The sequence below is a fragment of the Roseiarcus sp. genome (assembly GCF_049514155.1).
GTDB lineage: Bacteria > Pseudomonadota > Alphaproteobacteria > Rhizobiales > Beijerinckiaceae > Roseiarcus.
Genome location: NZ_JBEKVH010000011.1, coordinates 32,676 through 44,741, shown reverse-complemented (window position 1 = coordinate 44,741; position 12,066 = coordinate 32,676). Strand labels below are relative to the sequence as shown.

Here is a 12,066-nt window from a genome sequence, read left to right as displayed (position 1 = left end):
GGGCTGTCGCATCTGCTCGAGCACATGGCGTTCAAGGGCACGGCCAAGCGCAACGCGCGGGCGATCGCCGAGACGATCGAGAACGTCGGCGGCGACCTCAACGCCGAGACCAGCGTCGAGCAGACCGCCTATTTCGCCCGCGTGCTGGGCGAGGACGTCGACCTCGCGCTCGACGTCATCGCCGACATCCTCACCGACAGCCGGTTCGACCCTGAAGAGCTCGCGCGGGAGAAGAACGTCATTCTGCAGGAGATCGGCTCGGTCGAGGACGCGCCCGACGATTTCGTCTTCGATCTCTTCACCGCCGCCGCTTGGCCGCGTCAGCCGATCGGCCGGCCGATTCTCGGCACCCGCGAGAGCGTCGGCGGCTTCGACCGCGCCGCGATCGCCGCCTATCTGCGTCGCCACTATCGGTCCGGCGCGGCGATCGTCGCCGCGGCGGGCGCGGTCGACCACGACCGGATCGTCGCGCGCGCCGAATCGCTGCTCGCGCCGTTCGGCGCCGACAAAGCCGAACCGCCGCCGCCGGCTGCCTATCGCGGCGGCGAGTCGATCGTGAAGAAGCGGCTCGAGCAGACGCATATCGTCGTCGGATTCGAGGGCCGCGCGATCACCGCCGCCGACCACGACGCCGCCCATATCTTCGCCGCGGCGGCGGGCGGCGGCATGTCGTCGCGCCTGTTCCAGGAAGTGCGGGAGAAGCGCGGCCTCGCCTATTCGATCTATTCGTTCCACTGGGGATTTTCCGACTGCGGCTTGTTCGGTTTCTATGCCGGTTCGGCCCCCAAGGACGCTGGCGAGGTCGCGCGCGCCGCGCTCGACTGCCTCGCTGAGGCTTCCGTGCGCCTTGACGCCGAGGAGGTCGACCGCGCCAAGGCGCAATTCAAAGTTTCGACCCTGACCGCGCTCGAATCGCCGTCGTCGCGCGCGCAGCAGCTCGCGCGCCAGACCCTCGTCTATGGCGCGCCGCTGTCGCTCGACGCCATGCTGGCGCGTATCGCGGCGATCGGCGTCGACGACGTTCGCCAAGCGGGCGCGGCCATGCTTAGATCGCCGCCGACCGTCGCCGCGATCGGCGGCGTCGGCAAGGCGCTCGACGCGGCCGCGGTCGCCGAGCGCCTGAAGGGAGGGTGACGGGCGGACATGGCGCTCTTCGGTCTCGCCAGATCGGCCGACCCGCAACCGCTGGTGCGCGGCGACGGGCTCTATCTGCGCCCGGCGATCGCCGCGGACTATTCGGCGTGGGCGAGGCTGCGCGAGCAGAGTCGCGCCTTTCTCACGCCGTGGGAGCCGACCTGGCTGTCCGACGATCTGACGCGGGCGGCGTTTCGCCGCCGGTTGCGCCGCCAGGCGGAAGACATCGCCGGCGACGAAAGCTTCGCCTTCCTGATCTTCGATTCGACCTCGGACGAGCTGCTCGGCGGTTTGACCCTCGGGGGCATCCGCCGCGGCGTCGCCCAGGCGGCGACGCTCGGCTATTGGATGGGCGCCCCCCACGCCGGCAAGGGCCGCATGACCCGCGCCGTCGCCGCCGTGGCCCGCTTCGGCTTCGACTCGCTCAGACTGCACCGCATCGAGGCGGCCTGCATTCCCGACAACGCGCCGTCGATCGCCCTGCTCGAACGCAACGGCTTCCAGCGCGAAGGATTCGCGCGCGCCTATCTCAAGATCGACGACGCCTGGCGGGACCACATCCTGCTCGCGCTGCTCGAGGGCGAGGCCAAGCGTCTTGATTGAGGTCCTAGCGCGCTCTCGGACCGCCCTGTCGCGGCCCACGACGGGTCGCCGGTCGCGCCGCGCGCTGGCGCTGATGGCGGCGCTCGCTTGGCTCGGCCTCGGAATCGGGGCGGCGCAGGCGGTGCAGTCGGTGCGCGTGCCGGTCGAGGCCGACGCGATCGACCTGACCAACGCGGTCGAGCATTACGGCGCCCAGGGCGACCGCATCCAGGTGTCGACCGCGCCCGGCGCCGACGGCATCGTCCGCCGCATCGAGGTCAGCGCGCTGGAGGCGGGCGCGCAGCCGTCGTGGATCGTCTTCGCCCTGACCAACGATTCCGACGAGCAGCTCACCCGCCTCGTCGTCGCCCCGCATTTCCGCTTCGTCGGCTCGGGCGTGGTATGGCCCGACCTCGGCTCGTCGCGAATCACCGCCATCACCGCCAGTCAGGGCAGCCCGCCCGAGCGCGAAGACCAGCTCGACGCCGATGTGTTCCGCGTCACCCTCGATCCCGGCGCGACCGTCACCTATGTCGCCGAGCTGCGTACGTCGTCGCTGCCGCAGCTCTATCTGTGGGAGCCCGACGCATTCAAGGACAAGGGCGCGAGCCTGACGCTCTACCAAGGCATCCTGATCGGCGTCGCCGGCCTGCTGGCGCTGTTCCTGACCATCGTCTTCGTCGTCCGCGGGGCGCTGGTCTTCCCCGCCGCCGCAGCGCTCGCCTGGTCGGTGTTCGCCTATGTCTGCATCGACTTCGGCTTCTGGCGAAAGATCTTCGGCTTCGAGGACGAAGCCGAGCGGGTGTGGCGCGCCGGGGTCGAGGCGACGATCGGCGCGACGCTGATCATCTTTCTGTTCGCCTATCTCAACCTGCGCCGCTGGCACGTCCGCTTCCTCCACATCGGCCTGGTCTGGCTGCTGGTGATGGCGGCGGTGGTCGGCCTGTCGATCTACAACGCGCCGGTCGCCGCCGGCGTCGCGCGCATTTCGATCGCCACCGTGACGGCGATCGGCTTCCTGCTCATTCTGTCGATGGCGGCGCGCGGCTCGGACCGCGCGGTGATGCTGATCCCGACGTGGTTCCTGCTGGTCGTCTGGGTGGTCGCCGCCGGCGCGGCGGCGCTCGGCGGGCTGACCAACGACATCACGGCGCCGGGACTGATCGGCGGTCTGGTGCTGATCGTCATGCTGATCGGCTTCACCATCATGCAGAGCGCCTTCGCCAATACCGGCGCGGCGGGGCCGAGCGGCGCCGACGCCGAGCGCCGCGCGCTGGCGATGACCGGCTGCGGCGACGCGATCTTCGACTGGAACGTGCCCGCCGACCAGATCTACGTCAGCGGCGAGATCGAGTCCCAGCTCGGCCTCAAGCGCGGCTCGCTGGAAGGGCCCGCCGCGACTTGGCTCGATATTCTCCATCCGCTCGATCGCGACCGCTTTTCGGCGGCGCTCGAAGGCGTGCTGCAGCAGCGCTCGGGCCGCATCGGCCACGATATCCGGCTGCGCGGCGCCGACAGCCGCTATCACAGCTTCACCCTCAAGGCGCGCCCGGTCGTCAACGCCGCCGGCGAGGTGGTCAGGGTCATCGGCGCCCTGTCCGACGTCACCGAGATCAAGACCGCGGAAGAGCGCATCCTTCACGACGCGATCCACGACAATCTCACCGGCCTGCCCAATCGCGAATTGTTCCTCGACCGGCTGGGGGCGGCGATCGTCCAGGCGGGGCGGTCCGGCGCGCCGACCCCGGCGGCGCTGGCGATCGACGTCGACCGCTTCAAGGAGGTCAACGACGCGCTCGGCATGGCGTTTGGCGATTCGGCGCTGCTCGCCGTGGCGCGTCGGCTCGGCCGCGAGCTCAAGCCGGGCGACACCCTGGCGCGCATCGGCGGCGACCAGTTCGGCGTCATCGTCCTGTTCGACGACATCGACGCCGAGCTCGAACGCTTCGTCGCTTCGCTCAAGGGGATGATGGCGTCGCCGATCAGCTTCGGCGACCGCGAGGTCGCGCTGACGGTGTCGATCGGCGTCGTCGCCTTCGATCCCGTCCTGCACAAGAAGGGCGCCGACCTACTCGCTGACGCCGAGGTCGCGCTCGCCAACGCCAAGAAGGCGGGCGGCGACTGCGCCGAGACCTTCGCCGTGCGCATGCGGGCGACGCGCTCGGACCGGCAGTCGCTCGCCCACGATCTGCGCCACGCGCTCGACCGCGGCCAGATCAACGTGATGTTCCAGCCGATCGTGCGGCTCGAGGACCGCACCGTCGCCGGCTTCGAGGCGCTGCCGCGCTGGCGCCATCCGCGATTGGGCCTGCTCGGGCCGGCCGATTTCTATTCGCTCGCCGACGCCAACGACGCCCTGGTCGAAATCGGCGTCTTCGCCATCGAGACGACGGCGCGCGAACTCGCCGCCTGGCAGAAGGCGCTCGAAGTCACGCCGCCGATCTTCGCCAGCATCAACGTGTCGGCGCGCCAGCTGCTCGCCCACGACCTGCTCAGCGACGTACGCACCGCGCTCAACCGCCACTACGTGCTGCGCGGCACGCTGAAGCTCGAACTCGCCGAGGCGCTGGTGATGGAGAACCCCGAATACGCGCTGCAGCTGCTGCGCCGCGTGCGCGAGCTCGGCGCCGGCCTGGCGCTCGACGATTTCGGCGCCGGCTTCACCTCGCTCAGCCACCTGCAGCGCTATCGCTTCGACACCCTGAAGGTCGATCCGTCGCTGGTGAGGCCCAACGGCGCCGGCGGGCGGCCGGCAATCCTGCGCTCGGTGATCGCCATGGCCCATGATCTCGGCATGGACGTCATCACCGAGGGGGCGGAGACCGAATCGGATGCGGTCGAGTTGTCGCAGCTCGGCTGCGAATTCGCTCAAGGGTACGCCTTCGGCGAGCCGATGAGCGCGGCCTCGGCGCGCAAATTGATGGGCGCCGAAGCGCTGTAGCTTAAGGCGGCGCTGCGAGGGGCGCAGCTTGTGAAAACCGGGGAGAAACGTCTCCCCGCCTTGCCAATCCGCCTCGGCGCGCCAATCTCGGGATCGGCATGAAGTTCTCGACCGATTTTCTCGACGAAATCCGCGCCCGGGTGCCGGTGTCGCAGGTCGTCGGCGCGCGGGTGAAGCTGAGGAAGTCGGGGCGCGAATGGGCCGGCCTGTCGCCGTTCAACGCCGAGAAGACGCCGTCGTTTTTCGTCAACGACCAGAAGGGCTTCTACCACGACTTCTCGTCCGGCAAGCACGGTGACGTCTTCACCTTCCTGATGGAGACCGAGGGGCTCGGTTTTCCCGAGGCGGTGGAGAAGGTGGCGGCGATGGCGGGCCTGCCGATGCCGGCCAAGAGCCGCGAGGGCGAGGCGCGCGACCAGCGCCGCGCCGTCCTGCGCGACGCGCTGGTTCTCGCCGCCGAGATCTTCGAATCGACGCTCAACGCTCCGGTCGGGGCCAAGGCGCGAGGCTATCTTTCCGATCGCGGCGTCGATCCGGCCGCCCAGCGCCTGTTCGGCCTCGGCTACGCCGCGCCTGACCGTTTCGCCCTGCGCGAGGCGCTGGCGGCGCGAGGCGTCGACCTGGCGGAAATGATCGCCGCCGGACTGCTCGCCCACGGCGACGACGTCGCCGTCGCCTACGACCGCTTCCGCGACCGGGTGATCTTCCCGATCCACGACCGCGGCGGAAAGCTCGTCGCCTTCGGCGGTCGCGCGCTCGATCCTTCGGCGAAAGCGAAATACCTCAACTCGCCGGAGAGCGAACTCTTTCACAAAGGCGAGCTGCTCTACAACCACCACCGCGCCCGCAAGGCGGCGCACGAGCGCGGCGCGGTGATCGTCGTCGAGGGCTATGTCGACGTCATCGCCATGACCCAGGCGGGCTTCGCCCACACGGTCGCGCCGCTCGGCACCGCGCTGACCAGCGAGCAATGCGCGTTGCTGTGGACGATCGCCGACGAGCCGATCCTGTGCTTCGACGGCGACAAGGCGGGACGCAAGGCGGCCTACCGGGCCGTCGACGTCGCGCTGCCGCTGGTCGGGCCGGGCAAGAGCCTGCGCTTCGCCATGCTGCCGGAGGGGCAGGACCCCGACGATCTCGTCCGTTCGGGCGGCGCGGCGGCGATCGCCGAGGCGCTTCGCGCCGCTGCGCCGCTCGCCGAGCTGCTGTTCGCGCGCGAAACAGAAGGCCACGCTTTCGACACGCCGGAGAAACGCGCCGGCCTCGAGCGGCGGCTGCGCGAACTTGTCGGCCAGATCGCCGACGACACCCTTCGCCGTCATTACGCGGCCGACATGGCGCGCCGGCTCGGCGATTTTCTCGGCGCCGGCGCGCCCGCCCCCGCCGGCGCCGGCCGGCGCGAGCGCTACCCGCGCGGCGGACGGTTCGGTCGTCCGGACCCCGGGCCGCGGCTCGGCCTCGCCGGCGCCGCGCTGCCGGCCGCGCCGCGCCGCCTGGTCGCCAAGCCCCGCGAGGCGGCGCGCGAGATCGCCATTCTGGCGATCCTCGTCTGCCACCCCGGCCTGCTCGAAAAGCGCGTCGAGGAGGTGGCCGGCATCGCGTTCGCGAGCCCCGCCCTCGCCGCCTTCCGCGACCGGCTTCTCGCCCTGCCCGCGGAGGCCTTCGCCGGGGCAGAGGCGCTGGCCGCGGCGCTCGCAGCGGCGGGGTTGGCCGAGAGTCGCGAGCACATCCTGTCGCAGGCCGCCGGCACGGCCAATTGGTGGTGCGTCGGTCCCGGGGCGGAAGTCTCGGACGCCGAACACGTTTTGCGCCAGACTCTGGCCTTGCAACGGAGTTCGGGGGCGTTAAATAGGGAGCTGAAGTTGGCTGAACAGGCGCTCGCCGCCGATCCGACCGAGCAGAACCTGGCGAGACTGCGGGACATCAAAGCGAATCTGGCCGATTTGGCGAACGCCGAGGCGGCGATTGAGGGCTTCGGCAGCCTCTCGGGACGCGGTTCGCCGCCGCTCTAGAGCTGCGCTGGGGCCGATCCCTCGTGCTGGCGGTCGGCAAACATGATACGGGCGCGTCGGCGCGCGGTTTAGGAGAGGCCGAAATGGCGAGAAACGACGAGCAGAAGACCGAAGGCGAAGCGGTCGTCGCAGAAGCCGCCGATGGTCCGTTGCTCGACCTCACCGACGCCGCCGTCAAGCGGATGATCAAGATCGCCAAGAAGCGCGGCTGGGTCACCCAGGAAGAACTGAACGCGGTGCTGCCTTCGGAGGAGATCTCCTCCGATCAGATCGAAGACATGAACGCGATGCTCAGCGAGATGGGCATCAACGTCGTCGACAGCGAGGACGCTGAAGAAGCGGAGAAGGAGCCCGCCGCCGAGGTCGCCGCCGACGAGGAGGAGCCCGAGCCCGGCGAGCTGGTCGAGACGTCGCGCTCGACCGCGGTCGCCGCCCGCAGCACCGAGCCGGTCGAACGCACCGACGATCCGGTGCGCATGTATCTGCGCGAGATGGGCTCGGTCGAGCTGCTGTCGCGCGAGGGCGAGATCGCCATCGCCAAGCGCATCGAAGCCGGCCGCGAGGCGATGATCGCCGGCCTGTGCGAAAGCCCGCTGACCTTCCAGGCGATCATCATCTGGCGCGACGAGCTCAACGACGGCAAGATCCTGCTGCGCGACATCATCGACCTCGAGGCGACCTACGCCGGCCCCGACGGCAAGAAACAGCCGAAGATCGACATGACCGCGCCCGGCGCCGCCGAAGCCGCGGCCGCCGCCGCGCTGGCGGCTGCGCCCCCGCGCGAGCGCGTCGCGCCCGCCACCGCGCCGCAGACCCCGCCGGCCGGTTTTGACGGCGAAGCCGCGCCGCCGGCCGAAGGCTTCGACGACGACGACGATCTCGAGAATTCGGTGTCGCTGTCGGCGATGGAGGCCGAGCTCAAGCCGAAGGTGCTCGAGACCTTCGACCGCATCGCCGACGCCTACAAGAAGCTGCGCCGCCTGCAGGACCAGAACGTCGCCAACAAGCTGCAGAACGAATCGCTGTCGCCGGCGCAGGAGCGCAAGTACAAGGCGCTGAAGAAGGAAATCGTCGCCGACGTCAAGTCGCTGTCGCTGAACCAGAACCGCATCGACGCGCTGGTCGAGCAGCTCTACGACATCAACAAGCGGCTGATCGGCCTCGACGTGAAGCTGATGCGGCTGGCCGAATCGCACCGCGTCGGGCGCGAGGACTTCCTCAAGATCTACCAGAACTCGGAGCTCGATCCGAAGTGGCTGTTGCGCGTCTCCAAGCTTGGCACGCGCGGCTGGAAGGATTTCGTCGCCAAGGACAAGACGCAGATCAAGGAAATCCGCGCCGAGATCCAGGCGCTCGCCACCGAGACCGGCCTCGAGATTCAGGAATTCCGCAAGCTCGTGCAGATGGTGCAGAAGGGCGAGCGCGAGGCGCGGCAGGCGAAAAAGGAGATGGTCGAAGCGAACCTCCGGCTCGTCATCTCGATCGCCAAGAAATACACCAACCGCGGCCTGCAGTTCCTCGACCTGATCCAGGAAGGCAACATCGGCCTGATGAAGGCGGTCGACAAGTTCGAGTACCGCCGCGGCTACAAGTTCTCGACCTACGCCACCTGGTGGATTCGCCAGGCGATCACCCGTTCGATCGCCGACCAGGCGCGCACGATCCGCATTCCCGTCCACATGATCGAGACGATCAACAAGATCGTCCGCACCAGTCGGCAGATGCTGCACGAGATCGGCCGCGAACCGACGCCCGAAGAACTCAGCGAAAAGCTCGCCATGCCGCTCGAGAAGGTGCGCAAGGTGCTCAAGATCGCCAAGGAGCCGATCAGCCTCGAGACGCCGATCGGCGACGAGGAGGACAGCCACCTCGGCGATTTCATCGAGGACAAGAACGCGGTGCTGCCGATCGACGCGGCGATCCAGTCGAACCTGCGCGAGACGACGACGCGCGTGCTCGCCTCGCTGACGCCGCGCGAGGAGCGCGTGCTGCGCATGCGCTTCGGCATCGGCATGAACACCGACCACACGCTCGAGGAGGTCGGCCAGCAATTCTCGGTCACGCGCGAGCGCATCCGTCAGATCGAGGCCAAGGCGCTGCGCAAACTCAAACATCCTTCGCGCTCCAGAAAACTGCGGAGTTTTCTGGACAATTGAAGCCGTTAGTCCCCGAGCTTGACCCGGGGATCAAGCACCCGAGCCGCAGCCGGAAGCTGAGGAGCTTCCTGGATAATTGAGCGAGGCGCGCCAGCCCGCTCGTTGTGAGCGGTCGCATTCCGCCGTGGCGGCGGAGGCGAACGGGCGCGAAACCCACGCCCGCTGGCTAAGCCTGCCGCTCTTTGACCTCCGCGCCGATGGGGCTAGGGTTTCGCTGTTGGCGGCGAGGAGCAAGCGCGGGTGTATTCGGCGAAGCTGGGCGGGACGCGGTACGGCTTTCCCGACCTCAAGACCCTGCTGGCCAGAGCGTCGCCGAAGCGGTCGGGCGACGCGCTCGCCGGCGTCGCGGCTGAGAGCGCCGCCGAGCGGGTCGCGGCGCAGAGCGCGCTCGCCGACCTGCCGCTGAAAGTCTTCCTCAGCGAGGCGATCGTCCCCTACGAAGACGACGACGTCACCCGCCTCATCGTCGACGGGGTCGATTGCGACGCGCTGGCGCCGGTCGCCTCCCTCACCGTCGGCGAATTGCGCGACTGGCTGCTGTCCGACGCGGCGACGGGCGCGGCGCTGGCGGCGCTGTCGCCCGGCCTGACGCCGGAGATGGTCGCCGCCGTCTCGAAGCTCTGCCGCAACCAGGACCTGATCGCGATCGCCGCCAAGCGCGAGGTCGTGACGCGTTTCCGCGACACCATCGGCCTCAAGGGACGGCTGTCGGCGCGGCTGCAGCCCAACCACCCGACCGACGATCCCAAAGGCATCCTCGCCAGCATGATCGACGGCTTGCTGCTCGGCTGCGGCGACGCGGTGATTGGGATCAATCCGGCGAGCGACAGCCCGCAGCGCTGCGCCGAGCTGCTCGAGCTGATCGACGACGTGCGGCTCAAGCTCGACATCCCGACCCAGTCGTGCGTGCTGACCCACGTCACGACGACGATCGGCCTGATCGAAGCGAGCGCGCCGGTCGACCTCGTCTTCCAGTCGATCGGCGGCACGCAAGCGACCAATTCCAGCTTCGGCTTCACGCTCGCGCACCTGCGCGAGGCGCGCGAGGCGGCGCTGTCGCTGAAGCGCGGAACGCTCGGCGACGACGTGATGTATTTCGAGACCGGCCAGGGCAGCGCGCTGTCGGCGGGCGCGCATCACGGCTGCGACCAGCAGACGCTGGAGGCGCGCGCCTACGCCGTCGCGCGCGCGTTCAAGCCGCTGCTGGTCAATTCGGTCGTCGGCTTCATCGGCCCCGAATATCTCTACGACGGACGCGAGATCGTCCGCGCCGGGCTCGAGGACCATTTCTGCGGCAAGCTGCTCGGCCTGCCGATGGGCTGCGACGTCTGCTACACCAACCACGCCGACGCCGACCAGAACGACATGGACTGCCTGCTGCTGCTGCTCGCCGCGGCGGGCGTCACCTACGTGATGGGGGTGCCGGGGGCCGACGACGTCATGCTCAATTACCAGAGCACCTCGTTCCACGACGTCCTCGCCGCGCGAGAGCTGTTCGGACTGAAGCCGGCGCCCGAATTCGCCGACTGGCTCAAGGGCATGGGGCTGAGCGACGCGAAAGGCCGCGTGCGGCCGGGCGCGCTGCCGGCGCAGATCGCGCCGCTGCTGGCGGGGGCTTGACGATGGCGACGCCGCCGGTCGTTGCGAGCGAACTCGACCGCCTGTGGGCGAGGCTGCGCGCCGTCACGCCGGCGCGCATCGGTCTTCAGCGGGCCGGCGCGGCGACGACGACGCGCGAGACGCTCGCCTTCCAGGCCGCGCATGCGCGCGCTCGCGATGCGGTGGAGGCGCCGTTCGACGCCGACGGCCTCGAAGCAGCGATCGCGGCGCACGGTTTGAAGCCGCTGCGGCTGAAGAGCCGCGCCGACGATCGGACCGCCTATCTCGCCCGGCCCGATCTCGGCCGCGCGCTCGACGACGCCTCGCGCGCGCGGCTGGCGGCGGCGGCGAAGGGGTTCGATCTCGTCTTTGTGCTTGCGGACGGCCTGTCGGCGCGCGCGACGACGACGCACGCCCCGCCGCTGATCGAAGCGGCGCTGCCGGCGCTCGTCGCCGAGGGCTGGCGGGTCGGCCCGGCGGCGATCGTCGAACGCGGACGGGTGGCGATCGGAGACGAGATCGGCGCTGGGTTGGGCGCGGCGCTGGTCGCGATGCTGATCGGCGAGCGGCCGGGCCTCACCACGCCCGATAGCCTCGGCGTCTATCTGACCTGGGCGCCGCGCCTCGGCCGCAGCGACGCCGAACGCAACTGCCTCTCCAACATCCGCCCCGAAGGCCTGCCCTACGCCGAAGCGGCGCGCCGCCTCGTCCATCTGTGTCGCGAAGCGCGACGGCTGAGGCTGACCGGGGTCGGGCTCAAGGACGAATCGCAGGCCGCTCTGCCTGTAGCAGGACCAGCCCCGACGCTCGCGCCGCCGGGATCGGCGCGAAGCGCCTGAGCGTCTGACGCTCAGGAGGTTCGGCTCACGGGATGGGGAGCGCGGCGACCGCTGCACGGTCGACGAACGCCGCGCGCTCGGCGACTTCCTTCTGCTGCGGCGGCGGCTTCACGCCGATGAAGATCTCCGCCGGGACCGCCTCGGCCGCTTCCGCGCTGGCGAGCTCGACGACGGCGGCGTCCATTCCGCCGATCGCGTGGAGATTGTCGTGCAGCGCGCCGACGAGATGCTTGTCGGCGCCGGCGATCAGGACGCCGACGCGCGGGCGCTCGGCCGAACTCAATTGTCCGATATTGTTGACGACGACGACATGCGCGCCGATGAGCGTTTCGCGGATCTGCTCGGCCAGCGCGCCGCCCTCCAGATCGAGCCCATAGGACCACAGGATCACGGAGCGCCCCGAATAGGGCGACAGCGCCTGCGTGAACGCGTGGGCCTGCTCGCCGGTCAATTGCCGGGGCTGGACCAGCTCCGCCAGCGACAGGTTGCGGCGATGCAGCGACGCGGCTTCCCGGTCGAGGTCGGCGGCGCGCTCGAGCGCCTCGGCGGTGTCCTTTCGCGCCTGAGCGGTTTGCGCCTCGAGATTCGTGGCCAGCCATGCGGCCTGCATCTCGCGAATGCTCGCCGTGCGCCACTGCAGCACGAGGAAGGCGACCATGACGCAGGCGCCGAGCGCCGTGACCACGCCGGCGGCGAGCACGCATTGCCAGGAGATCGGATACCAGTATTCCGCCCATTGCAGGAGCGGCTGCGACGCTGGCGGCGTCGGGTTGATCGGGGTCTGAAGGGCCATGGCGATCATC

At 69.6% G+C, this 12,066-nt stretch carries 8 protein-coding genes; 7 read left to right on the top strand and 1 reads right to left on the bottom strand.

Annotated features, from left to right (window positions below):
- The 7 genes from ABSF49_RS02950 to eutC form a co-directional block, all read left to right on the top strand.
- Nucleotides 1-1,134: M16 family metallopeptidase (locus ABSF49_RS02950; RefSeq protein ID WP_424111136.1), on the top strand; the 1,134-nt coding region annotated here is incomplete at its 5' end.
- A 9-nt stretch (nucleotides 1,135-1,143) separates the two neighbouring features.
- Complete coding sequence (locus tag ABSF49_RS02945; protein ID WP_424111135.1) at nucleotides 1,144-1,737, top strand: GNAT family N-acetyltransferase; 594 nt, start codon at nucleotides 1,144-1,146, stop codon at nucleotides 1,735-1,737.
- 73 nt (nucleotides 1,738-1,810) lie between these two features.
- Nucleotides 1,811-4,657, top strand: coding sequence for an EAL domain-containing protein (locus ABSF49_RS02940; protein ID WP_424111134.1), 2,847 nt, complete (start codon nucleotides 1,811-1,813; stop codon nucleotides 4,655-4,657).
- A gap of 98 nt (nucleotides 4,658-4,755) precedes the next feature.
- Nucleotides 4,756-6,669 carry a DNA primase gene (gene dnaG, locus ABSF49_RS02935; RefSeq protein ID WP_424111133.1) on the top strand — a complete coding sequence of 638 codons (1,914 nt, stop codon included), beginning with the start codon at nucleotides 4,756-4,758 and terminating at the stop codon, nucleotides 6,667-6,669.
- An 83-nt stretch (nucleotides 6,670-6,752) separates the two neighbouring features.
- Nucleotides 6,753-8,825, top strand: coding sequence for an RNA polymerase sigma factor RpoD (rpoD, locus tag ABSF49_RS02930; RefSeq protein ID WP_424111132.1), 2,073 nt, complete (start codon nucleotides 6,753-6,755; stop codon nucleotides 8,823-8,825).
- 240 nt (nucleotides 8,826-9,065) lie between these two features.
- Nucleotides 9,066-10,445, top strand: coding sequence for an ethanolamine ammonia-lyase subunit EutB (locus tag ABSF49_RS02925; protein ID WP_424111131.1), 1,380 nt, complete (start codon nucleotides 9,066-9,068; stop codon nucleotides 10,443-10,445).
- A gap of 2 nt (nucleotides 10,446-10,447) precedes the next feature.
- Nucleotides 10,448-11,263: an ethanolamine ammonia-lyase subunit EutC gene (eutC, locus tag ABSF49_RS02920; protein WP_424111130.1), complete on the top strand. Its 816-nt coding sequence runs from the start codon at nucleotides 10,448-10,450 to the stop codon at nucleotides 11,261-11,263.
- A 25-nt stretch (nucleotides 11,264-11,288) separates the two neighbouring features.
- Here eutC and ABSF49_RS02915 read toward each other — a convergent pair whose 3' ends face one another.
- Nucleotides 11,289-12,056, bottom strand: coding sequence for a hypothetical protein (locus ABSF49_RS02915; protein ID WP_424111129.1), 768 nt, complete (start codon nucleotides 12,054-12,056; stop codon nucleotides 11,289-11,291).
- Between the last annotated feature and the right edge of the window lie 10 nt (nucleotides 12,057-12,066).